26 protein-coding genes are annotated in these 26,891 nt (G+C 71.1%); 15 read left to right on the top strand and 11 right to left on the bottom strand.

The annotated features are described in order from the left end of the window. Positions 1 to 98 precede the first annotated feature (98 nt). Both M2283_RS20680 and M2283_RS20675 read right to left on the bottom strand, forming a co-directional pair. Positions 99 to 1,640 (bottom strand): APC family permease, encoded by a 1,542-nt coding sequence (locus M2283_RS20680; protein ID WP_280877794.1) that lies wholly within the window; start codon positions 1,638 to 1,640, stop codon positions 99 to 101. A 33-nt stretch (positions 1,641 to 1,673) separates the two neighbouring features. Further along, positions 1,674 to 2,624: a hypothetical protein gene (locus tag M2283_RS20675; protein WP_280877793.1), complete on the bottom strand. Its 951-nt coding sequence runs from the start codon at positions 2,622 to 2,624 to the stop codon at positions 1,674 to 1,676. Between the two features lie 401 nt (positions 2,625 to 3,025). Between M2283_RS20675 and M2283_RS20670 the strand changes: the two genes are divergently transcribed. Genes M2283_RS20670 through M2283_RS20655 form a run of 4 tightly spaced genes read left to right on the top strand, consistent with a single transcriptional unit; the run spans position 3,026 to position 5,245 of the window. After that, on the top strand, positions 3,026 to 3,919 hold the full coding sequence (locus tag M2283_RS20670) for a DMT family transporter (RefSeq protein WP_280877792.1): 894 nt from the start codon (positions 3,026 to 3,028) through the stop codon (positions 3,917 to 3,919). Positions 3,920 to 3,967: 48 nt separating this feature from the next. Then, positions 3,968 to 4,483, top strand: coding sequence for an NUDIX hydrolase (locus M2283_RS20665; protein ID WP_280877791.1), 516 nt, complete (start codon positions 3,968 to 3,970; stop codon positions 4,481 to 4,483). A gap of 43 nt (positions 4,484 to 4,526) precedes the next feature. Then, positions 4,527 to 4,919, top strand: coding sequence for a YidH family protein (locus M2283_RS20660; RefSeq protein ID WP_280877790.1), 393 nt, complete (start codon positions 4,527 to 4,529; stop codon positions 4,917 to 4,919). Continuing rightward, positions 4,916 to 5,245 carry a DUF202 domain-containing protein gene (locus tag M2283_RS20655; RefSeq protein WP_280877789.1) on the top strand — a complete coding sequence of 110 codons (330 nt, stop codon included), beginning with the start codon at positions 4,916 to 4,918 and terminating at the stop codon, positions 5,243 to 5,245. Before M2283_RS20660 ends, M2283_RS20655 begins: the two co-directional genes overlap by 4 nt. Here the strand turns inward: M2283_RS20655 and M2283_RS20650 are convergent. Next, complete coding sequence (locus M2283_RS20650; protein WP_280877788.1) at positions 5,242 to 6,219, bottom strand: NADP-dependent oxidoreductase; 978 nt, start codon at positions 6,217 to 6,219, stop codon at positions 5,242 to 5,244. The genes M2283_RS20655 and M2283_RS20650 overlap by 4 nt on opposite strands. A 139-nt stretch (positions 6,220 to 6,358) precedes the next feature. Here M2283_RS20650 and M2283_RS20645 point away from each other — a divergent pair, with 139 nt between their 5' ends. From M2283_RS20645 to M2283_RS20635, 3 genes are all read left to right on the top strand, one after another. Then, entirely contained in the window at positions 6,359 to 6,655 is a 297-nt protein-coding gene (locus tag M2283_RS20645) for a hypothetical protein (protein WP_280877787.1), read from the top strand. Between the two features lie 196 nt (positions 6,656 to 6,851). After that, a complete protein-coding gene (locus M2283_RS20640; protein WP_280877786.1) occupies positions 6,852 to 7,883 on the top strand; it encodes a phosphotransferase family protein in 1,032 nt (343 codons plus the stop codon). Between the two features lie 6 nt (positions 7,884 to 7,889). After that, positions 7,890 to 9,104 (top strand): acyl-CoA dehydrogenase family protein, encoded by a 1,215-nt coding sequence (locus M2283_RS20635; RefSeq protein ID WP_280877785.1) that lies wholly within the window; start codon positions 7,890 to 7,892, stop codon positions 9,102 to 9,104. Positions 9,105 to 9,191: 87 nt separating this feature from the next. Here the strand turns inward: M2283_RS20635 and M2283_RS20630 are convergent, their stop codons facing one another. From M2283_RS20630 to M2283_RS20620, 3 genes are read right to left on the bottom strand one after another with little or no spacing between them, the layout of a single operon-like run. Further along, the gene (locus M2283_RS20630; protein WP_124002608.1) at positions 9,192 to 9,785 is read right to left on the bottom strand and encodes a TetR/AcrR family transcriptional regulator; all 594 of its coding nucleotides are present in this window, start codon (positions 9,783 to 9,785) and stop codon (positions 9,192 to 9,194) included. A 38-nt stretch (positions 9,786 to 9,823) separates the two neighbouring features. Further along, positions 9,824 to 11,500 carry a class I adenylate-forming enzyme family protein gene (locus M2283_RS20625; protein ID WP_280877784.1) on the bottom strand — a complete coding sequence of 559 codons (1,677 nt, stop codon included), beginning with the start codon at positions 11,498 to 11,500 and terminating at the stop codon, positions 9,824 to 9,826. Then, positions 11,497 to 12,270, bottom strand: a complete 774-nt coding sequence (locus M2283_RS20620) for an SDR family oxidoreductase (protein ID WP_280877783.1) — start codon at positions 12,268 to 12,270, stop codon at positions 11,497 to 11,499. Before M2283_RS20620 ends, M2283_RS20625 begins: the two co-directional genes overlap by 4 nt. 275 nt (positions 12,271 to 12,545) lie before the next feature. On the opposite strand from M2283_RS20620, the gene M2283_RS20615 reads away from it, so the two are divergent. The 3 genes from M2283_RS20615 (at position 12,546) to M2283_RS20605 (ending at position 17,371) form a co-directional block, all read left to right on the top strand. Beyond that, positions 12,546 to 14,618 carry an eCIS core domain-containing protein gene (locus tag M2283_RS20615; protein WP_280877782.1) on the top strand — a complete coding sequence of 691 codons (2,073 nt, stop codon included), beginning with the start codon at positions 12,546 to 12,548 and terminating at the stop codon, positions 14,616 to 14,618. 86 nt (positions 14,619 to 14,704) lie between these two features. Continuing rightward, positions 14,705 to 15,955: an exo-beta-N-acetylmuramidase NamZ family protein gene (locus tag M2283_RS20610; RefSeq protein WP_280877781.1), complete on the top strand. Its 1,251-nt coding sequence runs from the start codon at positions 14,705 to 14,707 to the stop codon at positions 15,953 to 15,955. Between the two features lie 81 nt (positions 15,956 to 16,036). Continuing rightward, positions 16,037 to 17,371: a serine-threonine protein kinase gene (locus tag M2283_RS20605; protein WP_280877780.1), complete on the top strand. Its 1,335-nt coding sequence runs from the start codon at positions 16,037 to 16,039 to the stop codon at positions 17,369 to 17,371. Between the two features lie 18 nt (positions 17,372 to 17,389). Here the strand turns inward: M2283_RS20605 and M2283_RS20600 are convergent, their stop codons facing one another. After that, positions 17,390 to 20,188, bottom strand: coding sequence for a penicillin acylase family protein (locus M2283_RS20600; protein ID WP_280877779.1), 2,799 nt, complete (start codon positions 20,186 to 20,188; stop codon positions 17,390 to 17,392). 221 nt (positions 20,189 to 20,409) lie between these two features. Between M2283_RS20600 and M2283_RS20595 the strand changes: the two genes are divergently transcribed. Together M2283_RS20595 and M2283_RS20590 are read left to right on the top strand one after the other, a co-directional pair. Then, positions 20,410 to 21,015, top strand: coding sequence for a hypothetical protein (locus tag M2283_RS20595; RefSeq protein ID WP_280877778.1), 606 nt, complete (start codon positions 20,410 to 20,412; stop codon positions 21,013 to 21,015). 125 nt (positions 21,016 to 21,140) lie between these two features. After that, a complete protein-coding gene (locus M2283_RS20590) occupies positions 21,141 to 21,872 on the top strand; it encodes a 3-keto-5-aminohexanoate cleavage protein (RefSeq protein ID WP_280877777.1) in 732 nt (243 codons plus the stop codon). 102 nt (positions 21,873 to 21,974) lie between these two features. Here M2283_RS20590 and soxR read toward each other — a convergent pair whose 3' ends face one another. Further along, positions 21,975 to 22,523 (bottom strand): redox-sensitive transcriptional activator SoxR, encoded by a 549-nt coding sequence (gene soxR / locus M2283_RS20585; protein WP_280877776.1) that lies wholly within the window; start codon positions 22,521 to 22,523, stop codon positions 21,975 to 21,977. A gap of 120 nt (positions 22,524 to 22,643) precedes the next feature. Here soxR and M2283_RS20580 point away from each other — a divergent pair, with 120 nt between their 5' ends. After that, positions 22,644 to 23,105 (top strand): MaoC family dehydratase, encoded by a 462-nt coding sequence (locus M2283_RS20580; protein WP_280877775.1) that lies wholly within the window; start codon positions 22,644 to 22,646, stop codon positions 23,103 to 23,105. Positions 23,106 to 23,132: 27 nt separating this feature from the next. Here the strand turns inward: M2283_RS20580 and M2283_RS20575 are convergent, their stop codons facing one another. The 3 genes from M2283_RS20575 to M2283_RS20565 all read right to left on the bottom strand — a co-directional run bounded on the left by M2283_RS20575 (position 23,133) and on the right by M2283_RS20565 (position 25,291). Beyond that, a complete protein-coding gene (locus M2283_RS20575) occupies positions 23,133 to 23,759 on the bottom strand; it encodes a TetR/AcrR family transcriptional regulator (RefSeq protein WP_280877774.1) in 627 nt (208 codons plus the stop codon). Between the two features lie 73 nt (positions 23,760 to 23,832). Then, complete coding sequence (locus M2283_RS20570) at positions 23,833 to 24,078, bottom strand: YiaA/YiaB family inner membrane protein (RefSeq protein ID WP_124002598.1); 246 nt, start codon at positions 24,076 to 24,078, stop codon at positions 23,833 to 23,835. A 61-nt stretch (positions 24,079 to 24,139) separates the two neighbouring features. Continuing rightward, on the bottom strand, positions 24,140 to 25,291 hold the full coding sequence (locus M2283_RS20565; protein WP_280877773.1) for an acyl-CoA dehydrogenase family protein: 1,152 nt from the start codon (positions 25,289 to 25,291) through the stop codon (positions 24,140 to 24,142). A gap of 96 nt (positions 25,292 to 25,387) precedes the next feature. On the opposite strand from M2283_RS20565, the gene M2283_RS20560 reads away from it, so the two are divergent. Together M2283_RS20560 and M2283_RS20555 are read left to right on the top strand one after the other, a co-directional pair. Continuing rightward, positions 25,388 to 26,029 (top strand): TetR/AcrR family transcriptional regulator, encoded by a 642-nt coding sequence (locus M2283_RS20560; protein ID WP_280877772.1) that lies wholly within the window; start codon positions 25,388 to 25,390, stop codon positions 26,027 to 26,029. Between the two features lie 61 nt (positions 26,030 to 26,090). Continuing rightward, entirely contained in the window at positions 26,091 to 26,882 is a 792-nt protein-coding gene (locus tag M2283_RS20555; RefSeq protein WP_280877771.1) for a transglutaminase domain-containing protein, read from the top strand. Positions 26,883 to 26,891: the final 9 nt, after the last annotated feature.

Below are 26,891 nucleotides of genomic sequence, written 5' to 3'. Positions count from 1 at the left end.
GCGACCCCGGCGGGGCCAGGAATCGCGGGTGCTCGTCAGAGTTCCGTAATGAGTTCTTACCGGACTCTCAGAACGCGGGTCCGGACTGCCTGGAAAACCTACGACGTCTCCCGCGCCGCCTTGTCCAGCTGGAACGCCTCGTTGCCCAGGCCGATGCGGGCGTGTGCCTCGGGGGCGCGGGAGCGCAGGACCAGGCCCTGGACCAGGCCGACGACCAGGGCGAGGCCGATGATGCCGGGCAGCACCCAGCTCAGGGACGAGTCGGGGCCCGCGCCGACCAGGACGTCGAAGTCCTTGACCGTGTAACCGGCGATCACCAGCAGGGCGACGGCGGCGAGCGCGGAGGTGACCAGGCGCCAGGCCTGGGCGCCCAGCGCGCCGCGGCGGGCGAAGAAGACGATGACCGACACGGAGGCGGCGGCCATCAGCAGGATCACGCCGAGGGCGCCGATGTTGCCGAACCAGGTGAACAGGTGCAGGACCGGCGCGGTCGGGTCGCCGGTGGGCTTGTCGTCGGCGATCGCGAAGACGATCACGATGACGGCGGCCACGACCGTCTGCAGCAGGGAGCCGGTGCCGGGCGCGCCGCTGGTGCCGGTGGTGCGGCCGAAGGTGCGCGGCAGCAGGCCCTCGCGTCCCATGGCGAAGGTGTAGCGGGCGACGACGTTGTGGAAGCTGAGCATGGCCGCGAACATGCCGGTCACGAACAGAATGTGCAGCGCGTCGGTGAAGGTGCCGCCGAGCCGGGAGTCGGTCAGCGTGAAGAGCATCCCGGCGCTCTCCTTCTGGGCCACCCCGACCACCTGGGACGGTCCGGTGGCGACGGTCAGCGCCCAGCTGCTGACGGCGAAGAAGACGGCGACGCCGCCGACCGCGAAGAACATCACGCGCGGCACCAGGATGTGCGGCCTGCTGGTCTCCTCCGCGTACACCGGGGCCTGCTCGAAGCCGAGGAAGGCCGCGATGCAGAAGCAGAGCGCGGTGCCGACGCCCGCGCCGCTGAGCGTGTCCGGGTTGAAGGCGTGCAGCGACAGGCCCTCCTTGGCCGGGTCGCCGATCGCCGCGATGTCGAAGATCACCACGAGGGCCACCTCGACGACCAGCAGCACGCCCAGCACGCGCGCGTTGACGTCGATCTTCAGCCAGCCCAGCGCGCCGACCAGGACGATGGCCACCAGCGCCGGTATCCACCAGGCGACGGACAGGTCGGCGTAGGTGTCGAAGAGCCCGGAGACCTCGAAGCCGAAGATGCCGTAGATGCCGACCTGGAGGGCGTTGTAGGCGACCAGGGCCACCAGCGCGGCGCCCGCTCCGGCGGTGCCGCCGAGGCCTCGGGAGATGTAGGCGTAGAAGGCGCCGGCGTTGTGGACGTGCCGGCTCATCTCGGCGTAGCCGACGCTGAAGAGGATCAGCACCACGCCGAGGAGGACGAAGAGAAGCGGCTGTCCGACGATGCCCATCACCGCGAATGTGGTGGGCATGACACCGGCGACCACCATGAGGGGTGCGGTCGCGGCGAGCACGGAGAGCAGCAGGCCCCCCGTGCCGAGGCGGTCGGCGCGCAGGGCGCGTTCCTGCCCCTTGAACGTACTGATGCCGTCGGCGGCGGATCTGCTCGCGCTGGAACTGCCCGTGGTCATCGAGATTGCGTCCTTAGGTCGAAGTCGGAGATGTCACACCGAGCCGAGCGCCCGGTCGCGCGCGGCACGGAAGGCGGAGAGGGGATCGCGGTCGGGGTAGGACCACGGGGCCGTGGTGGGGTGCTCGCCGATGCGGTAGAACAGGGCGGTGGCCTCGGCCCCGCGGCCCTCGCAGACCTTGGCGTGGGCGAGGAAGTTGAGGTCGACCAGGCGGCGCGGGTGGCCCTCCTGCTCCCACTCCAGCCACCAGTCGAAGGCGGCCTTCATCACCTGCCGGGCCCGGCGTCCGCTCCAGTGGCCCGAGGCAACCGGATCGGCCGGCTCGTGTCCGGCGAGGGCCAGCACCCGGTAGCGCTCGGCGTGCGCGATCACCGGCAGGATCGCCAGCGGCGAGTCGGCTGGGGCCTGCTCGGCGGCCCAGTTGGCGAAGTCGTAGACCTCGTGCAGCGGGTCGGGGCCCGCCGTGGCGCGGCGCTCGGCGAGGCGGGCGACCATCAGGTGGTGGCCGTGGTGGTGGTCGGCGTGCCGGCTGCGGACCTCGTCGAAGAGCTGCTCGGTCTCCTCGTCGGTGCCCCCGACGCAGGCCAGCATGAGCAGGCCGAGCCACGGGGTGGGGTCGGCGGGGGCGAGGGCGATGGCGTCCCGGCAGGCCTTGTCGGCCTTGGCCACCTTCTCCTTGCCCAGCAGGGCGCGCTGCACCAGGGAGAGCGCGAGCAGGACGGCGGCGTCGGCGGAGTCCGGCTCGGCCAGCAGCCAGTCCCGGGACCAGGCGGCGCTGTAGGACTCCAGGGCGAGGACGGTGACGCGGTGACCGCGGCGGTCCCAGTCGTCGCCCGTCTGGACCAGCAGGGAGCGCGCGGCCTGCCAGCGCCCCTGGGCCAACGAGGCGCGCGTGGCGACGAGTTCGGCGTCGTCGAGGGCCGCGTCCAGTGCCTGGGCCGCACGTTTGCGGCCCCGGCCGAGGGGTGGCGGGGGTGGAGACACCGCGGGACTTCCTCACGCGACGCGCTCGTCGTCAAGGTTTCGGATTGCCGTCAACTGATCACGCACAGCAAACCGGGAGCCAACGCTTTCCGTCAAGTGCCGAGTTTTTGTAACTCCCGTCAACTACCGTCACAGATGGGGCACTTGTGGTTCACCTTTCCACCACATAAGCATGTCACCGCCTCCTCGCGGCTCACCCGTGTGGCGTACGCCATGGCGGTCCGCGCGTCCACCCCGCACCATGGCAAAACGGTCATGCCGCCACCTTCGCCCCCGACCGGGCACCGTGACCGAGTCAACTCCCGGTTTCCGGGTACTCCCAGGAGCACTCCGCTCGCGGGGACGCTACAGTCGGCGACTACGCAGCCCGTGGCCCGACCGAATCCATCGAGGTACGCAGCGTGTCGGTTCTGGTTCTGATTCTCGCCGTGAGTGCGGCCTGTTGCCTCGGCTTCGGGTTCGTACTCCAGCAGAACGCGGCCCAGCAGGCACCCCTGAGCGACTTCCTGTCGCCGCGGCTGCTCCTCGACCTGATGAAGGTGCCGCGCTGGCTGGGCGGCATAGGCCTGATGGTGGCCGGCATGGTCCTGGGCGCGATCGCCCTTGGCCAGGGCGAGGTCTCCCTGGTGGAGCCCCTGCTCGCCACGAACCTCCTGTTCGCCCTCACCCTCTCCCGCCGGCAGACCAGACAACCGCTGGGCCGTCAGGGCTGGGCGGGTCTCGCCCTGCTCGCGGGCGGTGTCACCGCCTTCATCGTGGCCGGCGAGCCGCGCGGCGGCTCCGCGGTCACCGACCCACTGCGGCACTGGCTGATCATCGGCGCGATGCTGGGCCTGGCCCTGCTGCTCACCACCTACGCCAAGCGTTCCCGCCTCAGCTCGGGCCCGGTCCTGCTGGCCCTGGCCGCGGGTCTCCTCTACGGCCTCCAGGACGCCCTCACCCGGGTGAGCGGTCAGCACTTCTCCGAGGACGGCATCGCCGAGACGCTGACCACCTGGCAGCCGTACGCCGTGCTCGCGCTCGGCGTCACCGGCCTGGTGCTGGTCCAGAGCGCCTTCGAGACGGCCCCTCTGCGCATGTCGCTGCCCGCCCTGACCGCGGCCCAGCCACTGGCCGGCATCATCTGCGGGGTCGGCTTCCTCGGCGACCGGCTGCGCACCGACACCGGGGCGCTGGCCTGGGAGGCGGCGGGACTCGCGGCGATCGTCGTGGGCATCGTCCTGCTCGGCCTGCACCCGGCGATGCCGAGCGGCGCGGGCAAGCCGGAGCGGGTACGGGACCTGCAGCCGAACTGACCACGAGGCCGACCGTACCGGCACGCGGGCGCCTGCTTGGATGGCCGTATGAACCCTGCTGACGAGATCCTCGACATCGTCGACGAGAACGACCGGGTCATCGGCCAATTCCCCCGCGGCAAGGTCTACGCCGAGGGCCTGCGTCACCGCTGCGCCTTCATCCAGGTGCGGGACGCCCGGGGCCGGCTCTTCGTCCACCGCCGCACCCCGGTCAAACTGGTCTTCCCCTCTCTCTACGACATGTTCGTCGGCGGTGTGGTCGGCGCGGGCGAGTCCTACGACTCCGCCGCCCTGCGCGAGGCGGAGGAGGAACTGGGCGTCTCCGGCCTGCCCGCCCCCGAGTTCCTCTTCAAGTTCCTCTATGACAACGGCGCCGGTCAGAGCTGGTGGTCCGCGGTCTACGAGGTCCGCTGCGAGCTGCCGGTCAGCCCGCAGGTGGAAGAGGTGGCCTGGCACGACTTCCTCCCGGACGAGGAGGTCGAGCGCCGGCTGACGGAGTGGGAGTGGGTGCCGGACGGGCTGGCGGCGTACGAGCGCCTGAAGGCGTACCGGTCCGCCCGATGACGCCGGACGCCCTGCCGGGAAGCCGCCCGATAAAGTCCACGCCGTGATCGAATTCGCACGGAACGTCCGGCTGTGGTTCGCCCCGCAAGAGGTCCGCGAGGAGGGCCACACCCCCGACTACCGGTTCTCGCTGGCGAACGAGCGGACCTTCCTGGCCTGGCTGCGCACCGCCCTGGCGCTGATCGGCGGCGGCTTCGCCGTGGACCAGTTCCTGCCGGACCTGCGCTGGGGCTGGCGCGTCGGCCTCGCGCTGGCGCTGCTCGCGGCCGGCGTGCTGTGCTCCCTGCGCGCGGTCAACCACTGGGTGCGCTGCGAGCGCGCCATGCGCCACGACCAGGACCTGCCGGTGTCCCGCTTCCCGGCCCTGCTTAGCGTGGTCGTCGCCGTCGTGGCCGTCGTGATGGTCGTGGTCGTCCTGGCCGGGTGGGAGGGATGAGCTCCACCGAGGGTCCCGCCGAAGGCCGTGACCCGGGGCTTCAGCCGGAGCGCACGCGGCTCGCCTGGCGTCGTACGACGTTGTCGGGCACCGTCGTCGCCGTGCTCGCCGTGAAGACCGCGCTGCACGGCGGCACCTCCCCGCTCGGCGTCATCGCCTGTGCCCTGTGCTGCGCCCTGTGGCTGGGCTTCCTGCTCGTCGCCCACCGGCGCATCGGCGTCCTCGCGACCGGCGCCGGCCACCCGGGGCTGGCCACTCGGCAGGCCACGATGGCGGTGCTGTGCACGGTGGCGATGGCGGCGTGCGGAGCGGTGCTGGTCTTCTAGGGCGCGTCCGGGGTTTCAGGCTCCCCTTCGCTTTCGGCCTCCGCCTCCCAGTCCACCGTCACCACGATCTTCCCCCGCGTCCGCCCCTCCTGGTTCAGCCGGTACGCGTCCGCCGCCCGCTCCAGCGGGAACGTCTGCGACACGTGCACGGACACCACGCCCTGTTCCGCCAGCTCGGTCAGCCGTCCCAGGTCCTCGGCGTCCGGGCGGACCCAGCAGTACATGCCGCCGTAGCCGACGACCTCCCCGTCGGCGATCGACGCCAGGCGGCCCTCGGGGGCCAGCAGGACGGCCGAGTCCTTGAGCGCCTCGCCGCCGACGGTGTCGAAGACCGCGTCCACGCCTTCCGGCGCGAGCCCGCGCACCCGCTCCACCAGCCCCTCGCCGTACGTCACCGGCTCGCCGCCCAGCGCGCGCACGAAGTCGTGGTTCCCCTCGCTCGCCGTGCCGATCACCCGCGCGCCGAGGTGCCGGGCGAGCTGGACGGCGATCGAGCCGACCCCGCCGGCCGCCGCGTGGATCAGGACGGTCTCGCCGCGCCTGACCTTGAGCGCCTTGAAGAGCACCTGGTAGGCGGTGAGCCCGACCAGCGGCAGCCCGGCCGCCTCCGCGAAGGAGAGGTTGCGGGGCTTGCGGGCGAGCGTGCGCACCGGCGCGGCGACGTACTCGGCGAAGGTGCCCCGGGAGAGGAAGTCCTCACGGACGTAGCCGATGACCTCGTCACCGACCGCGAACTCCGTGACGGACACGCCGGGTTGAACGACGACACCCGATACGTCCCACCCGATGACGACCGGGAAGACCGCGTCGAGCATGCCGTCGAGGTACCCCTCGCGGCACTTCCAGTCGACCGGGTTGACGGCCGCCGCGCACACCTTGACCAGCACCGCGTCCGGGCCGATCTTCGGGTCGCGGACCTCTCCGTACTCCAGGACCTCGGGTCCGCCGTACCGGCTGTAGCTGATGCCCTTCATGCCACCGACCCTCCGGGGTACCCGGACGCCACGCAAGCGGGATGCGCCGGATGCCCCGAAATAGGGGGTTCGCATGGCAGCCTGTCCGTCGGCATCACCCCGTACGTCCGAATCACCCCGTACCCCGAAGGTGAGCACCATGACCACCCAGCACCTGGAACACACCTCCCACGCACACGCCCACGGCCCGGGCTGCGGGCACGCCGAGGTGCCGCACGGGGACCATGTCGACTACGCGCACGACGGCCACCTGCACCGCGAGCACGGCGGCCACTGGGACGAGTGCGAGGCCGACGGTCACGCGGCGCACGAGACGCACGAGCACCGGCACGGCGAGGACTGCGGGCACGAGAGCGTCCTGCACGGCGACCACGTCGACTACCTCCACGACGGCCACCGGCACGCCGCGCACGACGGGCACTGGGACGACCACTGAGACCTGGCACCGACGCCTGCCGTCCGGTACCTGCCACCTGGCCTGGATTCACCCACCGACAGCTCCCTGCCGCACCCGGCGGGGAGCTGTCGGCCTATCGTGGCCCCGATCACGTTGGCGTACCGCACTGGACGACATACCGACCGGTCGGCATCATAGGACGGGCACAATTCACGCGCCCGCATAAGGAGCTCCGATGAGTCCCGACCACCCGCCAGGTCTCGATCCCGACCGGCTGCGCGGACTGCTCGACCGTGAGCGGCCCGGCCTGGTGCACGGCCCGTTGACCGGCCGGCTGATCGAGGGCGGACGGTCGAACCTCACGTACGCGGTCTCGGACGGTACCTCGAAGTGGGTCGTACGCCGGCCCCCGCTCGGCCATGTCCTGGCCACCGCGCACGACATGAAGCGCGAGCACCGGGTGATCAGCGCGCTGTACCCGACGGACGTGCCGGTGCCGCGTCCGGTGCTGCTGTGCGAGGACACCGAGAACGAGGCGGTGCCCGGGGCGCCGTTCTACGTCATGGAGTTCGTGGCGGGCACCCCGTACCGCACGGCGGACCAGCTCGCCCCGCTCGGTCCGGAGCGCACCCGGGGCGCGGTGCTGTCCCTGGTTGACACGCTCGTCGAGCTGCACGCGGTGGACCCCGCCGAGGTGGGTCTCGGGGACTTCGGCCGCCCGGAGGGCTTCCTGGACCGGCAGCTGCGCCGCTGGGGCAAGCAGCTGGACGCCTCCCGCAACCGCGAGCTGGCCGGCATCGACGAGCTGCACGCGACGCTCGGCCGCCGGCTGCCCGTCTCCCCCGCGCCGACCGTCGTGCACGGCGACTACCGCCTCGACAACGTCCTGATCGACGACGGCGACCGCATCACGGCGATCCTCGACTGGGAGATGTCGACGCTCGGCGACCCGCTCACCGACCTCGGCCTGCTGGTGATGTACAGCCTGCCGCTCGGCATGCCGGACTCGCCCGTCTCCACCACCGCCGAGGCCCCCGGGCACCCGGCCCCGGCCGAGCTGATCGAGCGGTACGCCGAGCGCTCCGGGCGGGACGTGTCGGCCGTCTCCTGGTACACGGCGTTCGCCTGGTTCAAGCTCGCCGTGATCCTGGAGGGCATCCACTTCCGCTACACCCAGGGCCAGACGGTCGGCCGCGGCTTCGACCGCATCGGCGACCTGGTCCCCGTCTTCATCGAGCACGGCCTGACCACCCTTCAGGAAGGCTGATCCGCCATGGACTTCGCGTTCGACGCGCGCACCGAGGAACTGCGCGCCAAGCTGCTCGCCTTCATGGACGAGTACGTCTACCCGGCCGAGGCGGTGGCCGAGGAGCAGCGCGCCGCGCTCGCCTCCCCGTGGGACACCCCGGTCGTGGTCGAGGAGTTGAAGGCCGAGGCCCGTCGCCAGGGCCTGTGGAACCTCTTCCTGCCCGACGCCGAGTACGGCGCGGGCCTCACCAACCTCCAGTACGCCCCGCTCGCCGAAATCACCGGCCGCTCCCCGCACTTGGCGCCCACCGCGCTGAACTGCGCGGCGCCCGACACCGGCAACATGGAGGTGCTCGCGCAGTTCGCCGACGAGCGGCAGAAGAAGCAGTGGCTGGAGCCGCTGCTCGCCGGTGAGATCCGCTCGGCGTTCGCGATGACCGAGCCGGAGGTCGCCTCCTCCGACGCCACGAACATCACCACGCTGATCGAGCGGGACGGCGACGACTACGTCATCACGGGCCGCAAGTGGTACATCTCCGGGGCGATGAACCCGGACTGCAAGATCTTCATCGTGATGGGCAAGACCGACCCGGACGGCGCCGACCCGCGCCGCCAGCAGTCCATGGTCCTGGTCCCGCGCGACACCCCGGGCGTGACCGTCAAGCGCGCCATGCAGGTCTTCGGCTACGAGGACCACTCCCACGGCGGCCACGCCGAGGTGGTCTTCGACCACGCGCGCGTGCCGGTGTCCAACCTGATCGGCGAGGAGGGCGGCGGCTTCGCCATCGCCCAGGCCCGGCTCGGCCCCGGCCGCATCCACCACTGCATGCGGCTGATCGGCATGGCCGAGCGGGCGATCGAGCTGATGTGCCGCCGGGCCGTCTCCCGCACGGCGTTCGGCAAGGCGCTGGCCCAGCAGGGCGTGGTCCAGAACTGGATCGCCGACGCGCGCGTGGCCGTCGAACAGCTCCGGCTGCTGGTCCTGAAGACCGCCTGGATGATGGACACCGTCGGCAACAGGGGCGCCCACACCGAGATCCAGGCCATCAAGATCGCCACCCCCCGCACGGTCGTCGAGATCCTCGACCGCGCGATCCAGCTGCACGGCGCGGGCGGCGTCAGCCAGGACTTCCCCCTCGCCGAGCTGTACGCGAGCGCCCGCACCCTGATGCTGGCCGACGGCCCGGACGAGGTGCACCAACGGTCGCTGGCACGGCGGGAGTTGAAGAAGTACCTGTAGGCACTCGATGGTCGGTACGGGCACCCCTCACCCGTACCGACCCAGCGCCCACGGTCAGTACGCGTAGCCCGCCCGACCCGCCGCAGGCTACGGCCGCAGCGCCCGCAGCAGCAGGTCCGCCAAGTGGTCGGCGACCTCCTGCGCACCCATCGGGCCGTCGGGGCGGTACCAGGTGGAGAGGTGGTGGACGGAGCCGAAGTGGTAGTCGACCACCAGGTCGGCCGGGGTGGCCGTGGAGAAGACGCCCGCCACCTGGCCCTCCTCCACCAGCGCGCGGAAGCGCTCGTGGTAGCGCCGGCGCTCGGCCCGTACCTGCTTGTTCTTCTCGGGGCTGAGGTGGTGCATGGAGCGGAAGAAGATCATCGCGTCGTCGAGGTTCTCGATGGTCGTGACGACGACGTCGGCCGCCGCGCCCCGCAGCCGCTTCTCGATCGGCTCGTCCGCGTCCGCGAAGGCGTCCAGCCGCTCCTGCTGAACGCGCAGCACGCGCGCGTAGACCTCGTGCAGGAGGTCGTCCTTGGAGCCGAAGTAGTGGTAGAGCGCTCCCTTGGTGACGCCGGCCGCCTCGACGATCTCCTGCACGGAGGTGCGGTCGTAGCCCTGCTCGGCGAAGAGCCGCGTGGCGGCGGCCAGCAGCCGCTGCGGGACGGGCGTACCGTCGCCGTCCGTGGTCCTGGGCACTGTGCCGCCACCTGCCTTCCGGGCTTTGTGCTGGTGTTTCAGTCTGCCTGTTCGGTGTCCCGCGCGCGGGAACGCAGTTCCCGACGGAGGATCTTCCCACTCGCCGTCTTCGGCAACTCGGGCAGGATCTCCACCTGGCGCGGGTACTTGTAGGCGGCCAGTCTCTCCTTGCAGTACACCGCGAGTTCGTCCGGGTCCGGATCGGCGCCCGGACGGAGGCTGATGTACGCCTTCACGGTCTCGCCCCGGTACCCGTCGGGCACCCCGACGACGGCCGCCTCACGCACCGCCGGGTGCGTGTACAGGACGTCCTCGACCTCGCGCGGCCACACCTTGAAGCCCGACGCGTTGATCATGTCCTTCTTGCGGTCGACGACGTAGAGCCAGCCCTGCGGATCCATGAAGCCGATGTCGCCGGTGCGCAGTTCGCCGTCCGGGAAGGTCTCGGCGGTCGCGTCCGGGCGGCGCCAGTAGCCGGGCACGACCTGCGGCCCGCGTACGAGGATCTCGCCCTGCTCGCCGAAGGGCACCTCGGCGCCCTGCTCGTCGACGATCCGTACGAGCGTCTCAGGACCCGGCACCCCCACGGCCAGCGTCCCGGAGACCGGGTCGACGGGCGCCTCCAGCTGCGGCGGCACGGAGGCGCAGGGGGCGGTGCACTCGGTGAGCCCGTAGCCGTTGCGGATGTAGGGCCCGAAGCCGGCCCGGAACTTCTCCACCAGGGCCGGCGGCACCGGGGCCCCGCCGCTGGAGATGTTCACGAAGGAGGCGAAGTGGTCCGGGGTGGCGGCCGGGTGGGCGCCCAGCGCCATGAAGGCGGTCGAGGGGCCGACCGTGTAGTGCGGCCGGTGCTCGGCGAACGCGTCCAGCACGACCCCCGCCTCGAAGCGGTACGTCAGCACCAGCGTGCCCACGCTGTCGAGACAGGCGCCGAGCTGGCAGACCATGCCGGTGATGTGGAACAGCGGCGCCAGCGCGTAGTAGACGGGCACGCCCGGCAGAGCGAGCCCGGTCCGCTGCCGCTCGGCGTTGTACATGATGTTGCCGTGTGTGTTGGTGGCGCCCTTGGGTGCACCGCTGGTGCCCGAGGTGTAGCTGATCAGCGCGATGTCGGCGGGCGCGAGGTCCCGCCCGCCCGGCGCCGGGTGCCCGGCCCGCGCCACGGTGACGAGGCCGTCGGCGTCGGCGGCCTGCGGCAGCCGCTCGAAGGTCAGCACGCGCGCGTCGTCACGCGTCTGGAAGTCCTTCTCGCACGCGGTCAGCGCGATCCGCACCGGCGAGTCGGCGACGGTCTCGCGCAGATACGACTCCCAGGCCCGGTCGGTGCAGATCAGCGCGGCCACCTCGCCGTCCCGCAGGACGTGGGCGACCTCCCCCGACTTGTACATCGGGTTGACCGGCACCACGACGGCCCCCGCCTTCCACGCGCCCAGCAGGGCGAGCACGAAGTGCGGGGAGTTCTGCAGCAGGACCGCCACCCGGTCGCCGCTCTCAAGACCGCGCCCCGCGAGGTACCCGGCGACCGAGTCGCTCAGCTCGTCGACCTCGCGGTAGGTGAGGTGCCCGTCGAAGTAGGCCAGGAAGTCACGGTCGGGCGCCTCGGTCACGGCCCGGCGCAGGGCGTGCACCAGGGTGTCGAGCGGGGTTATCGGGGCGCGCTGGACGTCGTTGAGCAGCGCCACCCAGGGCTTGGCCGCGTACGGGGAGTCGGTCACCGCGTGGCCTCCCACTTCTGCTGGAGGTGGTTCATGTTGCTCAGCCAGCGGTCCGGCTCGGTTGCCCTGACCTGGTAGTACTGGGCGACCTCGGGGTGCGGCAGGATCAGGAAGCGGTCCTCCTCCATGCCCTTGATCAGCGCCTCGGCCACGGCCTCCGGCTCGATCGCCGTCGGCTGCAGCACCAGGTCGCCCGCGCTGCCGGTGGCCGCGAGCATGTCGGTGCGCACCCCCTGCGGGCAGATCGCGTGGACCTTGATCCCGCGGTGCCGGTACGTCAGCGACAGGTACTCGGCGAAGGCGTACGCCCCGTGCTTGGTGACGCTGTAGGGCGCGGACCCGATCATGGTGAGCAGCCCGGCGGCCGACACGGTGGACACGAACCGTCCGCTCCCGCGCTCCAGCCACGCCGGCAGCAGCTCATGGGCGGCCCGGACATGGGCCATGACATTGACGTCCCAGGACGCGGCCCAGGCGTGCTCGTCGAGCCCCGTGCCGACGTTGCCGCCCTCGAAGCCGACGCCGGCGTTGGCGCAGTAGACGTCGACACTCCCGCCGAGCGCGTCCCGGGCCGCAGCGACGATCGCCGAGGCGTCCCCCGGCACCGCGATGCCACCGATCTCGTCGGCGACGGCCTTCGCCCGCTCGCCGTCCAGATCGTTGACGACGACCCGGGCCCCTTCGGCAGCGAACCGCCGTGCGAGCGCGGCCCCGATGCCACCCCCGGCCCCCGTCACAACCACACCGGCACCCTGAACGGCTTCCACCATCGGTCTCCTCATGACTGCGGCTCCGCTGCGCGGCCAGACTAGATGACCGCGACTCTGCTGCGAGCCCATACTAACCGGTTGGTATGTACGCGGAAGGGGGGGCGGAGGGTAGGCGCAATCGTCCGAATCGGAGGAGCTGTTCGCCCTCCGCACGCCACCCCGCCCCGCAAAGTGAACCCCTCATTTGCCCGAATTCCTGTCCGGGCGGCTCTCGGTTCCCTTCCGGGCAGCCTCGACCATGAAGTCCTCCCTTCTGGACAAGCACAGGAGAGCTGATGGCGGCGCAGCGTCCCTCGCACGAGCGGGATCAGGACAACGGCGGTGCCCGCCCGGGGCGGCACGCGCCCGCCTCCCCCGCCGGCCGCCTTCCCGCCCCCGGTCGCCTCGGGTCCGCGGACCCGACCGGCCTGCTCGCCCTGCAGCGGCTCGCCGGGAACGCCGCCGTCGGGCAGTCCCTCCAGCGGGAGCGCGCGGCGGACGACGGGGCGAAGGAGTCGGGCGAGCCTGCGGAGACGGCCGTGCAGCGGTCGGTGCACAGCGTGCTGCGCGGCCCCGGGCAGCCGCTCGACACCACGACCCGCACCGACATGGAGGCACGCTTCGGCACCGACTTCTCCGACGTGCGCCTGCACACCGACGGTGCGGCCCGGGAGTCCGCGGCCGGTCTCGGCGCCCGCGCCTACACCTCCGGCAGCCATGTCGTCCTCGGCGAGGGCGGCGCCGACCGGCACACACTCGCCCATGAGCTGCACCATGTCGTCCAGCAGCGCTCGGGCCCGGTCGCGGGCACCGACCGGGGCGACGGGCTGCGGGTCTCCGACCCGAGCGACCGCTTCGAGCGCGAGGCCGAGCAGCAGGCCACGCGCGTCCTGGGCGCCTCCCCGCCCGCGGCCGGGGAGCGCGCGCCCACCGAGCACGCCGGGCACAGTCACGCGGGCCACTCGCACGGGGGCCACGCCCACGCGGGCGGCCCGGGTACGGCGGTGCAGCGCATGCCGCCCAGGCGGCCCCCGGATCCGCTGGCCGCGACCGCGGCGGAACAGCTGGCACAGCGCGAGCAGATCGACGACATCGTGGCGCTGTGGGTGCCCGACGAGGAGTTCGACGCCGAGGGGCACCTCGTACGGACACCGGAGCGCGCCTACGCCGGTGAGCGCCAGGGATACGGGACGGACGCGGTGCGGGTCTCGCGCACCGCCTCGCTGCCCCGGGCGACGGCGAGCCGCCGGGGCGGCACCCTCCAGCGGAGTTGGGAGGTGGAGTACCAGACCTCGTTCTACGTCTACCGCGTGGAGATCATCAACACCGATGTCCGGCACAGTCCCACCCTGATCGACACCGCACGGCACTTCCGCATCGTCCGGATGACGCCCAAGGGGTCGGGCGGCCGGTCGATGGGACGGACCTATCGCCTCGGGGACTACTGGGCCACCAACCCGCAGTACACGGGACTCGAGGACCTCCAAGCCCTGGCCGCGGCGCGGGGCCTGGGGGAGGACAACCACGTCGCCGGGCCCACCCCGGGACTGGAGGAGCTGCCCACCGACCCGAGCGAGCCGTTCGTCTTCTACCGGCGCACGGCCGTCGACTCGAACTTCACGAAGGCGGACGGAACGGCCAAGGACGAGCGTCGGTTCCTGAGCCGGAGCGAGTTCGACACCCTCGGCGACGAGGCCGTGGAGCAGGGCAGATCGCGCCATCAGGTCGGGGTGTCCCGGCCGCCGTCGGTGGACCGGGCGACCGCCGGGCGCCACACCGCGACGGCCATGGGCGGTTTCGCCGCGCACCAGATGATGCCGGTGACCGGCCGGGGCGGCACGACCGGGCGGCTCGCCTCGCACGAGTGGTGCCATCTCATCGGTGACGGCGACAACGGCCCCACCGAGTTCCGGAACCTGGTGGTCGGCACCAACGCGGTCAACACGGAACAGCTCGCCATGGAGACGGCGTTGCGGGACTTCCGGCAGCGCTTCCTGGGTCTCGGCTACGCGATCCGGCTGAACGTCGAGGCGATCGTCGAGCGGACGGAGGCCGAGTCGCCGGGCATGCCGGGCGGCGCGTACAACAAGGCGGACTGGATCAGCTTCGCCATCGACGTCATCGAGAATCCGGCCCGGGGTGCCAGCGGCGGCGAGGTGAGCCGGGCACTCTCGGCCAGCGGCCCCGTGCACCGGCAGATCATGGACGCGCAGCGCGGCACCATCACCGAGTCGGAGTTCACCAGCCTCCACAACCAGGTGCGCAACAAGCTGCGCACCGTCCACACCGAACTACGGGAGGCCCGGGAGGCGGCGCAGCGCAGGCGCCCCTCGCGGCGCGGCTCCCCCATGTCCCTCGACTCGTACTGAACGACCTGTCCGTCGACTCCTGCTGAGCCGATCTGCCGCGGCGGGGAAGCTTCCCCGCCGCCCGCGACGGCCCTACGGTGCACCCCATGCGCCCCTCCAGACGAGCCCTTCTCGCGGCGACCACGGCTGCAGCACTCACCTCTTCGGCACCCCCGGCCTCGACGACCCCGGCCTCGGCGGCCCCGAGCCGTCGGCCACTGCGCACCGGTTTCGAGCGCCTGGCCGCGAGCGGCTACGCCCTGCTCGACGGCCGGCACGTCGGCGTCGTCACCAACCCCACCGGCGTCACCCGGGACGTCCGGCACATCGTCGACGTCATGCACGCCGACACCCGGGTGAACCTGGTCGCCGTCTTCGGCCCCGAACACGGCTTCCGCGGCACCGCCCAGGCCGGCGGCTCCGAGGGCCGCTACGACGACCCCGCGACCGGACTCCCCGTCTACGACACGTACCTGAAGAGCGGTCGGCCTCTCGCCGACGTCTTCACCGCGTCCGGCGTCGACACCATCGTCTTCGACATCCAGGACGTCGGCGCCCGCTTCTACACGTACATCTGGACGCTCTACGACTGCATGGAGGCCGCCCAGCTGGCCGGCAAGCGGTTCGTCGTGCTGGACCGGCCGAACCCGGTGTCCGGGCGGTCCGCCCAAGGGCCGGTGCTGCACAAGGAGTTCGCGACCTTCGTCGGGCGGCAGCCGATCTCGCAGGCGCACGGGATGACGGTGGCCGAGCTGGCGCGGCTGTTCAACGGGGAGTTCCTGACCGCCCCGGTGCCGCTGGAGACCGTCCTGATGACGGGGTGGAAGCGGTCGGAGTTCTACGACGCCGCGCTGCCCTGGGTGCCGCCGAGCCCGAACATGCCGACGCCCGACACCGCCCTGGTGTACTCGGGCACGTGTCTGTTCGAGGGCACCAACCTCTCCGAAGGACGCGGCACCACCCGTCCCTTCGAGCTGCTGGGCGCGGAGGGCGTCGACGGGCGCTGGGCCGCGGCGGTCGGTGAACTCGCCCTGCCCGGCGTGCACTTCAGGGAGGCGTACTTCGCGCCGACCTTCTCCAAGTTCCAGGGAAAGACCGTCGGGGGTGTGCAGATCCATGTGCACGACCGGGCCGCGTACGACCCCGTACGCACCGGGATCGCGCTGCTGGTGACCGCCAAGAAGGTGTGGAGCGGCTTCGGTTGGCGCTCGGACAACTGGATCGACAAGCTCACCGGCTCCGCCCAGGTGCGCACGGCGATCGACGCCGGCGCGGGCACCGACGAGGTGGTGGGCGGCTGGCGGCAGGAGCTCGCCACGTTCCGGCGGATGCGAAAGGAACACCTTCTCTACGGATAGGTCCCGGTCTATGGCCATCCCTCCCCGGTAGCAGGACTATGTGCCCACATAGCACCACCACGGGGGACGAAGGGAACAGTCATGGCACAACCGACAACTGCCGAAGCGGCGACGAGAGTGAGTCCGTACTGGGAGCTGACCTTCGACGCGAACGGGGACGTCGACACCTCCGAGCGCGACCGGCTGCTCACCGAGGTGGCCCGGCGGGGCGTGCGGGACCTGCTCGTCTTCGCGCACGGCTGGAACAACGACCGCTCCACCGCGACCGCTCTGTACCAGCAATTCCTCGCGCCCTGCCGGGAGTTCGCGCCCAAGGCGAAGATCGGGTACGTGGGCGTGGTGTGGCCGTCGATGCGGTTCTGCGACGAGCCGATCCCCGACTTCCCGAAGTCGGTGGTGGCCACGGAGGCGGAGGCGGCGCCGGGTCCGGCGCTCGACAAGGACACCCGGCACGCGCTGCTGGAGGCATTCCCGGGACGGGCCACGGTGGTCGACCGGATCGCGCGGATGCTGGACCAGCGGCCCGCGCGCGAACTGGACGAGTTCGGGCGGCTGGTGCGGCTGCTGGTCGAGGTCGTACCGGACGGCCCACAGGCGCTGTTCGCGGCGGACACCCTCGCGGAGGGCGTCCCGCGGAGCGAGCCCGCGCTGTTCGCCGAGGACCCGGCGACGCTCTGCGACGAGTTCGCGCAGGCACTGACCGACCTCCAAGCGGGCGGCGAGAGCACCGGGTTCGCGCTGCCCAACCCCTGGGAGGGGGCGAAGGAGCTGCTGCGGCAGGGGACGTACTACGCGATGAAGCGACGCGCGGGGACCGTCGGCGAACGTGGACTCGGGCCGGTGGTCGGGCAGTTGGCCAAGGCGGCGCCCAAGGTGCGGGTGCATCTGGTCGGGCACAGCTTCGGCGGCAGGCTGGTGTCCTTCGCGCTGCGCGGGCTGCCGGACGGGGTGCGCACGGTGAAGTCGGTGACGCTGCTCCAAGGGGCCTTCTCGCACTACGCGTTCGCCGCGCGGCTGCCCCAGGACCCGCACAAGGGCGGGGTGTTGCAGGGGCGGCAGAACCGGATCGACGGACCGCTGGTGTGCTGCTACTCCCGCTTCGACCAGGCACTGAGCACGATGTACCCGCTGGCCTCACGGATGGCGCGCGAGAACAACGCGTTCGCGGGCGTCGATCTGGGGCGGACGATCGGCGCCGAGTGGGGGGCGATGGGCCATGACGGGGTGCAGGGCGTGCCGGGCACCCAACTCCTGGATCTCGCCGGGGCGTTGCGCGGGCCGCTCGCCGCGTCGGGGTGCGTGAACGTCGACGCGGCGGCGGTCGTCAGGCGCGGTGGCCCGCCGGCCGGGGCGCACAGCGACATCGTGCACCCCGAACTGGTCCGGCTGGTACTGGCGGCGGGGCGCATTGCGTGACCCCGCCGCCATGGGGCATCAGCGGTGCGAGGTGTACTCCACGACCTGCTGGAAGGTGGGCCGGTTCTGCCAACTGATGTTGTAGTGCTTGATGCCGCCCAGGGTGCGCTGGACGATCGAGTCGGCGCACCACTGGTCGCCCGCCGAGCACAGGGAGTCGCCCGAGTAGACGGTGGACGCGCTGGTGCCGGCCGCCGTCTTCAGGGTGCCGATCAGGATGTCCCGGCAGGCGCTGAGGCTGCCGCCGCCGCAGTACTGCTGCGCCAGCGGCCCGGACACGCTCTGTCCGAGCACCGACCGGATGTCCTTGTCGACGTAGCTCCACCAGCCGTACTGGAAGGAGCTGCCGGCATGCGCCCCGGTCGGTCCGTGAGCGGCCGACGGGGTCTCGTCGATGTACAGGTTGTTGGTGAACGCGGTGTACAGGTCACTGCCGAGGCCGGGTTGGAACTCTGCCTTCACCAGCAGCGGCCACCAGGCGTCCAGGGTCCGGACGGCGTCGGCGTCGGCGTACGTCTTCGAGCCCGCCGAGGTCTCGGTGCGCTTGCCGCCCGCCGTGAGCCAGGTCTGGAGCTTGGCGACGGCCGCGGCGGCCGTGGTGTCGGTGACCGGACTGCTGTTGATGACCTTCAGCAGGTCCGGCAGTACGTCCTCGGCGCGCAGGTCGGTGAGGGCCGCGTCCGACATCGCCTTCACCAGCGACGTCCGGGTCACCCCGCCGGCCGCGACCAGCTTCTTCACCCGGTCGTCCAGCAGGTTGCCGCGGTGCACCGAGCCGTCGCCCCAGCTCGCGGTCGTGTAGTTGAGGGCCTGTTTGTTGTTCCAGGAGATGTAGTAGTCCTGGTCGATGGAGTTGGGGTGCTGGGAGGCGGGTGTGTAGTCCGAGGTGTTGGTGGTCGGGTTCCAGTTCCGCCAGTCGTAGGACGCCTGCGCCCAGACCGGGAACTCGGTGTCGACGCCGCTCGCCCGCACCGGGTTGTTGCCGCTGTTGTAGTACGCGGTGTGCTGGGAGTCGGCGTAGAACCAGTTGAAGGTGTAGTTGATGTGCTGCGTCGCGCTCTGGAAGGTCTGCGGACTCTTCACGTAGTCCGGGTCGTTGAGCATCTGGAAGCCGATGATCGAGTCGGCCTCGTGCATGTAGGAGGAGCGCAGAGTGGTGTAGGCGACCTTCTTGCCGCCGACGGTCGCTCTGTACTCCACCGGCCCGTACTTGGTTTTCCAGGCTCTCATCGTGTATGAGCCGGCCGCCGTGCCGTCGGCCGTGGTCGGCTTCCAGGCGTTCTTCTGCTCGATCTTGTCCATGGCCGTGCAGGTGCCGTGGAAGAGGTAGTGGTAGTCGTCCTGGCACAGTTCGACGGCGTAGGTGTCGATGATGTCCTGGCCGGAGGTGGTCGCGGACCACGAGTAGTCCTGGCCGCGGCCGAGTTCGACGTACATGCTCAGGCCCGCGAAGGAGGCGCCGCGGGCGCTGATGCCCGGGCCCTGGATCTCCTGGAGCATGAGCAGTTGGGGTGCGAAGTAGCCGGTCTGCGGGCCGAAGACGGCGACCGGATGTCCGCTGGCGGTGTGACTGCCGCTGACGACAAGGGCGTTGGACATCCCGCGTTTCGCCGAACTGAGGGCGGTCGCGGTCGCCGCGGCGGACGCGGCCGAGGCGCTCTGGCTGGCCCCGGTGCCCGTGGCGTCGTAGATCAGCGGTTCCGTGGAGACCGAGCCGGCGTCGGGCAGGGCCTGGCCCTGGGCGGTGGTGGGCTTGGTGCCGTACGGGAAGCTCGAACCGTCGTGGATGGTGAGGGCGGCCTCGGCGTCGTTGCGCTCGCGGAAGGACTCCCAGACCTTGGTGCCCTGCTCCACGCCGTACTGGGACTGGGCGGCGAGCAGCGAGAGCGCGTTGTTGACCTCGCCGCCACCGCCGGAGCCGAACAGCGTGCCGATGACGGAGGCCAGCGCGACCAGGTCGGTGAGCTTGAAGTGGTCGATGGTGCCGGCGTTGGTGATCGAGTCCTTGTGCCCGGTCAGCACGTACTCACCGGGGAAGTACCGGCCGCTGTCGGAGGCGTCGATGTAGGAGTTGATGCCGGCCAGATAGGCGTTGGCGTCGTCGAGGGCCTGCTGGCCGCGGGTCCCGTTGGTGGCGATGACGTTGTCGATCTGCGCCTGCAGATCGGCCTCGGAGTACGGGGCGTTGCGGTAGAACTCCTGCTCAAGGCCCTGATTGGAGGCCACACCGCCCGCGAAGGTGGTCAGCTGGCCGCGGCCCACGTGCCGGAAGACGTCCATCAGCCACAGCCGGTCCTCGGCCGCCGCATAGCCGGCACCGAACTCGGTGCCGTATCTGGTGGTACCGGTGATGTGCGGAACGCCCGCCTTCTTGTCGCGGACGATCTTCACGTCGGTGCGGCCCGCGGGACTCTCGGTGGAGGCGACTTGATCGGAAGCGACACCGAACGACGCGTCGTTGAAGAAGGTGTTGATCTTCGCGTCGGTGAGGGAGGAGTAGCCGGTGGCCAGGTTGGCGTACGGCCCGAGCTGGTCCTCGGCGTGGTCGGGCTGGATGCCGAAGGCCTGGTTGAGGAGGACCTGCGCGAGCGTGGCGTTGCCGTTCTCGCCCGGCGGCAGGATGTCGGAGCACTGGCCGCCGCAGTAGTCGTTGGCGGCGAGGGCGGTGGTCGTGTCTGCGGCCTCGGCCGCCACTTGGGAAAGGGGGGACAAAAGTCCGGCGATCAGGGCGCATACGGCAGCGGTCTTCAGGAACCCAGGGAATCTGCGGGGAGTTCTCAGTCTGTCGAGCACGTTCGGTGCGGTACGCCGTGGCATGGCAGCTCCTACCGACAGGGGGGTGAGCCGGGACGTTACCGCCGGTATCCCCGGGATAGAAGATGAACATGCGTCAAGTTTTGGTTGGTGAGCCTGCTTATGGAGGTCATCGGAAATCGGATGGAGCCAAATCGCGTGTCGATACGTCTATTCGGCGACGTCCCCACGACGACGCCGAAGTGACCGAAGTACAGGTGCAGGTGTGACGGAGGTGCAGGGCGATGGCAGGTTTCCGGAGTCTGGCGAGACAGGTCCGCGATCCGCGGAGCGATCTCGCACTGCGGCGCTACTCACTTCGCAAGTGCCTTGAGCGGTTCGCTCCGTACGGGCACAGGGCGACCTGGGACCATTTGTGCTCCCGGGCGGGGTTCGGCCCCGAGGACCGCTCCCCCGACCCGGTGCGGCTCGTGGCCGCACTGGACGAACTGGAAGAAGCGCGTTCGGTCTGGCTGGCCTACGAGGTCGACTTCGCCGAGCGACGTCGCAAGGAGAAGCACGACGGACTGCGCAGTCCCGGCAGTATCGACGACTGGCACCGACTGACCTGGGGAGGTTTCGGTGTCGCGTGGTGCGACGACCCGCGGGTCCACCCCCGTGAGCCGCTGGCCGAAGTACTGCGCCGGCTGATCTCCGCGCTGGAACACGACCCCGGCGCCGGCTGCCCGGCGTGCGGCGGAGCACGTCTGACCTGGAAGTACGACCTCGACCACGAACCCTCGACCGGTCCCGTCTGCACTCACTGCGGAATCCTCGTACCACGGCCCGTGCTCACAGCCGAGGCCCTGGCGGACGCAAGGCGCGGAAGGCTGCTGCTCGTCTCGGCCTGAGCTCGACGGGGGTGCGCCGGGGATGCCGCGCCCCCGAAACAGTCGATCACCGACGAGAACCGAACCGTCCCGCTACCGAGTGCCGCCACATGTCGGTTGTCACTGGCGGCTGGCACCATCGAGCCATGGTGCAGGTGTGTCTGAACGGGCCCCGGGGAGCCGCCGACGGGGCCGGTGTGCCGCTGTCGCCGGAAGCGATGGGCGAGGCCGCGGAGTCGGCCGTCGTGGTCGGAGCGACGGACGTCCACGTCCACCCCAAGACCCCGTGCGGCAGCGACTCCCTGTCGCCCAAGGTGCTCGCGCCCACGCTGGCGGCGATCCGCCGGCGCGTGTCGGTGCCGGTCGGCGTGACCACGGGCGCCTGGGCGGACCCGGACCCGGTGACTCGGCTTGCCCGCATACGGAGTTGGGCCGCCCTGCCCGCCCTCCCCGACCATGCCTCGGTGAACTGGCACGAGGAGGGCGCGGAGGAGATCGCCGCCGCCCTGCTCGACCTCGGCGTGGGCGTCGAGGCCGGCATCTGGTCCGGCACGGACGCGGCCGCCCGGTTCGCGGCCTCGCCGCTCGGCCCAAGGGTGTTGCGCGTGCTCGCCGAGGTGACGGACACCGACGCGGACACGGCCGAGGCCTCGGCGCGCGCTCTGCTGGCCGACCTCGGTTCCGCGCACGGCCGCCCGGTGCTGCTGCACGGCGAGGACGGCGGCGCCTGGCCGGTGCTGCGGCTGGCGGGCCGGCTGGGGCTCGCGACCCGGATCGGCCTGGAGGACACGCTGGTCCTGCCGGACGGGGAACGGGCGCGGTCCAACGCGGAGTTGGTGGCGGCGGGGCTGGTCGAGTACCACGCGGGGCGACGGTAGCGCCCGCAAAGGAGGTCGGCGGCGGCTCTTCGTTCGCGCGCAGGTCAGCGGCGGCTCTTCGTTCGCGCGCAGGTCAGCCGCGGCTCGCCGTACGAGCGGGGGTCAGCGGCAGCTCTTCGGCTCCTCGCTCCCTTCCCCTCTTCCCTCCTCTCTCGCCTCCTCTTCCCGGCGTCGGCCGCCCGTCGTCCGCGTCTGCCGGTGATCCACCATCAGGCGTGACCCGTTCCGGCGTTCGCCGACCACGTCGTCCGGGTTGGACAGGACACAGGTGTCGAGGGAGAGGCAGCCGCAGGCGATGCAGTCGGTGAGGTGGTCGCGCAGCCGGCCGAGCTGGCTGATGCGCTCGTCGAGTTCGGAGCGCCAGGCCTCGGAGAGGCGGGCCCAGTCCTCGCGGGTGGGCGTGCGCTCCTCCGGAAGTTCGGCGAGCGCCGCGCGGATCGTGGCGAGCGGGATGCCGACCCGCTGGGCGGCCCGCACGAAGGCGACCCGGCGCAGCGCGTCACGTTGGTAGCGGCGCTGGTTGCCCGTGGTGCGGCGGCTGGTGATCAGGCCCTTGGACTCGTAGAAGTGCAGGGCGGAGACGGCGGCCCCGCTGCGCGCGGCGAGTTGGCCGACCGTGAGCTCGTGGATCTTCTCGGGAATCTGAGGCACTCCTCGAACCCTACCCACCCCGGACGCGCCCCGGTCCGTTGACATTGCCTCCCGGCCCGACCATGCTAAGCAGTTGCTTAGACGTTGCGGTACAGCTTGAGGCACATGGGAGGCCGGGACATGGCAGAGCCGAGGATCTTCGCGTCCGTCGACGAGCTGAGGGCGGCGGTGGACGAGCAGTTGGGGTACACCGACTGGCTGGAGGTCGACCAGAAGCGGATCGATCTGTTCGCGGAAGCGACCGGCGACCACCAGTGGATCCACGTGGACCCGGAGAAGTCGGCGGCCGGGCCCTTCGGGACCACCATCGCGCACGGCTATCTGACCCTGTCCCTGCTGCCGCTCTTCGGCCCGCAGCTGATCAAGGTCGAGGGCGTCAAGATGGGCGTCAACTACGGCACCAACAAGGTCCGTTTCCCCGCCCCGGTCCCCGTCGGCTCCCGCGTGCGCGCCACCGCGCGGATCACCGGCGTCGACGACGTGGCGGGCGGTGTCCAGGTCAGCGTCGCCTTCACCGTGGAGCGCGAAGGCGGCGACAAGCCGGTGTGCGTGGCGGAGTCGGTGTCCCGGTACTACCTGTAGGCGCAGTTTCGCGACTACCTGCAGGCGCTACTTCGCGGCGCCGACCATCCGCAGTACGAGGTCGGCGTAGAGCGCGCCGATCTCGTCCGGCGTCCAGCGGCCTTCGAGGCTGAACCAGCGGGCCACGTCGATGCAGAGCGAGAGCACGGCGAGGGTGGTGCCCTTGACGTCCAGCACGTCGAACTCGCCGGAGGCGATGCCGTCCTCGATGATCCCGCGCACCTCGGCGTCGCACTGCCGGCGCAGCGCGAGGATCTCGGCGCGGGCGTCCGGGCCGAGCGAGTCGAGCTCGTACTGCACGACCCGCGCGGTGGTGCGTCCACCGGCGTGCCAGCGGACGAAGGAGCCGACGGCGTCGGCGAGCCGCTCGCTCGCGGTGCCCTCACGCCGGGACGCGGTCCGCAGAATCTCCAGTGCCTTCTCGTGGCCGATCCTGCTGATGCGGTGGAGCAGCTCTTCCTTGGTCTTGTAGTGGATGTAGAGCGCGGCCGGGCTCATCCCGGCGCGGCCCGCGATGTCGCGGGTCGTCGTGGCGTGATACCCGCGCTCGGCGAAGGCCTCCACAGCGGCGACCAGCAGCCGCCGGGCCGCGTCGGGCGTGACCTCGCCCCAGGCCTGCGTCTCGCCGCCGGCCGTCTCCTCCGCCGTACTCATCGCTCGTAAGCCCCTCTCGATGGCAAGGGCTCCACCATACCGCCGAAGCTGAGCGAGCGCTTAGGCTGCCCGCTCAGAGCTTTTCGAATGGGTTGTAGGCGCCGCGCGCCCCGTCCTGCCGGTCCCGGATCACCTTGGCGAGGGTGAAGGAGGAGGTGACCAGATACAGGACGGCGATCGCGAGGAAGGCCCGCACCCAGGCGTCGGCCTGCAGCTTGAAGATGCCGATGGCGGTCGCCGCGATGGCGACGGAGAAGGAGGCGACGGCCTGGCCGTAGAAGGCGGCCGTGTTCTGCGGTTTGCCCGATGCTTCGCTCATGGGGACAAGCGTCGGCCGACACGGCCGTCACCACATCCGTCCGCGTACTCAGCCGGAGTACTCAGAACGCCGAAATCCCCGTCAGCGCGCGCCCGATGAGCAGCTTCTGGATCTGGCTGGTGCCCTCGTAGAGGGTCATCACCCGGGCGTCCCTGAGCAGCTTGCCGACCGGGTACTCGTCGATGTAGCCGTAGCCGCCGAAGACCTGGAGGGCGTTGTTGGCGGCCCGGACCGCGGCCTCCGAGGCGAAGAGCTTGGCCTTGGAGGACTCGACGGCGAAGGGCTGCCCGCGGTCGATCAGATCGGCGACCCGCCAGGTCAGCAGCCGGGCCGCGTCCACGTCGAGGGCGATGTCGCTGATCAGCTCCTGCACCAACTGGTGCTGCGCGATGGGCTTTCCGAACTGCTCGCGTTCGCCCGCGTAGCGCAGGGCCGCGTCCAGCGCGGCCTGGGCGATGCCGACGCAGCCCGCCGCGACCGACATCCGCCCCTTGGCCAGCGCCGACATCGCCACCGAGAAGCCCTTGCCCTCGGGGGCGAGCATCGCGGAGGCGGGGACGCGTACGTCCTCAAGGACCAGTTCGGCGGTGGCCTGGCCGCGCAGGCCGAGCTTGCCGTGGATGGTACGGCGGGTCAGACCGGGGGTGTCGGTCGGTACGAGGAAGGCGGAGACGCCCTTGTGGCCGGGGGCGTCGGTGGAGCGGGCGAAGAGGAGGACGACGTCGGCCCAGGTCCCGTTCGTGATGAACATCTTGGTGCCGTTGATGACGTAGTCGTCGCCTTCCCGCACGGCCCGGGTGGTGAGGTTGCCGGCGTCGGAGCCGGTGCCCGGCTCGGTCAGGCCGAAGCAGCCGATGTGCTCGCCGGAGGTGAGCCCCGGCAGCCACCGCCGTTTCTGCTCCTCGCTCCCCCAGGCGGCGATCGACTTGGCGACCAGCCCGAGCGAGACGGACACGATCCCGCGCACGGACGAATCGCCGCGCCCCAGCTCCTCGGTGACCAGGCAGTACGCGAGGTGGTCGCCGCCGGAGCCGCCGTACTCCTCGTCAACGGTCAGGCCCAGGAAGCCGACCCCGCCGAGCTTCTTCACGATCGACCGGTCGACCTCCTCGGCCCGGTCCCAGTCGACGACGTGCGGGGCGATCTCGCGGGCCACGAAGTCCTTCGCGAGCTGCCGGACCGCCTCCTGCTCCTCGCTGAGCCCCAGGTTCATGACGCGTCACCCCAAGTCGAGAGCCGTACGGAGAGGTAGTGTGCGCATTTAAATTAGCACTGCTAGTTTCGGTCGCGCAGCCCTACTATGTGCGCCATGGCCCGACCGCGCAAGCCCCTGCTCAGCACCGACCGGATCGTCGAGACGGCACGTGTGCTGGTGGACGCGGAGGGCCTCGCGGCCGTCTCCACGCGCCGGCTCGCCGCCGAGCTCGGCGTGAGCGGACCCTCGCTCTACAACCACTTCCGCACCAAGGACGAGATTCTTGAGGCGGTCGCCGACTCGGTGAGCGCGCAGGTGGACCTGTCGATGTTCGAGGACGGGCGGGAGTGGCGGACCGCGCTGCACGACTGGGCGGTGTCGTACCGGGCCGCTCTGCGTGATCACCCGAACATCGTCCCCGTTCTCGCCACCGGGCCCGGGCGGCGGCCGGCCGGGCTGCGGCTCGCCGACGCGGTGTACGGGGGAATGGTGGCGGCGGGGTGGCCGGCGGCGCAGGCCACGTCGATCGGGGCGCTGATGCGGTACTTCATCATGGGGTCGGCGTTGGGGTCTTTCGCGGGGGGATTCGTGGATGACGCGAGTGCGTACGATCCCGCCGACTATCCGCACCTCGGGCAGGCGCATTTGCTTGCGGAGCAGCAGGAGAAGGTCGATCAGCGGGCCTTCGAGACAGGGCTTGCCGCGCTGCTCGACGGGTTGGCGGGGCAGTTCGAGGAGATGCGGCGAGCCGGCTAGCACTTGAACGTGTTCAAAAAAGTTGCGAGACTGGCCGCCTTCGGGGCGAGAGGGGCCGGTCATGGTGAGCACGCTGCTGACGCCGCGTGGGCGGACTCGACAGGACGTGGCCGGCGGCCATGGTGCCTGCGGAGGAACGGCGCCGACGCGGATTCTCGACCGGGGACATCCGCGGGTCCGGTCTGCCGTTCGGAGGATCGGCATCGCCACCCCGGAAGGGGAGGGACCCGCAGCGAAGGTGGCGGCCCTGCGCCGCGCACATCGGTGGATCTCCGCAGAGGTTCGCCCGGTGTACTCGGTGGAGGAGGCGCGACCGGTGTCTCAGATCCTGCGGCTCGGCCGCGGCTCCTGCAGTCAGCGGATGGCCGTACTGGAAGCGGTCGCGCGGGCGTGGGGAGTTCCCTCCCGGGTACGCGGGCTCGTCGTGGACGGCACGTTCTGGTACCCGCGCTTCCCCCGGCTGCGCCGGCTGGTTCCCGACCAAGTCGTGCTGGCCTGGCCGGAGTTCCTCGTCGACGAGCCGCCGGAGGCCGATCGCTCCGCCGCACGTCGGCTTCCGGTGTCCGAGCTCTTCGCCGGTGCCGGCGAGCGACGCGGCCGGGCCGACGGCGGCTTCACGAACGCCGGTCCGGAGACGCTCTTCGAGGCGCTGTCCAGGACGAGCGTCGACTGGGACGGGGCCACGGCCTGCCCGGCGTCGGACGGCTCGTGCGACCTCTCGGCGTACCTGCTCACCGACCTCGGTCACTTCGACTCCCGAGACGAGCTCTTCGCCCGGCACGGCCAGACCCTGTGCGGCCCGGCGAGATTCCTCGCCGAGCCCGTCCTGGGCCGACGAGCGGCCGGACTCTAGCGTGACATC

The organism is Streptomyces pseudovenezuelae (assembly GCF_029892565.1).
GTDB lineage: Bacteria > Actinomycetota > Actinomycetes > Streptomycetales > Streptomycetaceae > Streptomyces > Streptomyces pseudovenezuelae_A.
The sequence above is the reverse complement of the archived record's forward strand: the minus strand, read 5'-3'. Positions and strand labels throughout refer to the sequence as shown.